Source organism: Shigella sp. SIG3, from assembly GCF_053555855.1.
In genome coordinates, this window is the sequence record NZ_JBQZXE010000270.1 from 1 (window position 1) to 894 (window position 894).

1 pseudogene is annotated in these 894 nt (G+C 52.3%); it reads right to left on the minus strand.

Annotation, left to right across the window (positions count from 1 at the left end):
• Positions 1-23: 23 nt before the first annotated feature.
• Positions 24-894, minus strand: a pseudogene (locus ACUU1I_RS20840) (IS630-like element IS630 family transposase); the annotation flags it as partial.

The following is an 894-nucleotide window of genomic DNA, read 5'->3' on the forward strand; positions in this document are numbered from 1 at the left end:
CTAAATAGCTGCGCTTAATACCGCTACACTTTTGCCAGCCCATGTTTGCCTCCGGGGAATGGGCTGACGGTTTCCATAAAATGGCGAACTTTTTTCAACAGTTGCCACATTGAGCGGCACTGATGATTACGCGTTATTGTGTCGTGAAGTGCCTGCCATAGCCGTTCAACATGATTCACCCATGGCGAGTAAACCGGCTGATAAATGCCCCTGAACTTCGGGTTCTCCTTCAGCCAGCTCTGTGTTTCCCGGCTTTTGTGGATAATGTAGTTGTCCACGATCAGCGTGATGGTTTTCGCCCGACGGTATGTCGCTTTAAGCCGCTTCAGCAGGCTGATGTAACAGCGCCGAACTTTTGCTGTTGCCGCCCACATAGCTGACTTTACCTGTCCCGCTGTGCAGCGCTCCGGCCAGATAATATTTTTCATTCTGTCCCGGCGTGACCACCCGTTTTTGCTGTCCGCGCAGTTGCCAGTCCGCACCGATTTTGGGATGAAGATGGATATCCACTTCATCTTCATAAAAGACCGGATGCTCTGCGCTGCATTCGTCCAGTGCTTTATGGATTGCTGCCATCTTTTCATCTTTATGCGGGTCACGGATACGCAGAGTTGGCGCAGCCCTTCGCCACACAATCCCCGCAGACGGCAACCAGCGGCGAACGGTTCCGGCATTTAACTGGCAACCGGTTATCTCATTGATTTTTATTGCCAGCAGTTCTGTACTCCAGCGTGAACGCTGGTAGCCAAAGTCGCCGGGAGAATGTTTTACCAGCTCACGTAACAGTGTGCAGATATGCTCAAACGGCCAGCGACGGGCACGCCCGGCAGGTAATGATTTCAGTCCCTCAACACCCGACTGCGTGAACCAGTTAATCCAGCGTCCAACAGAGGA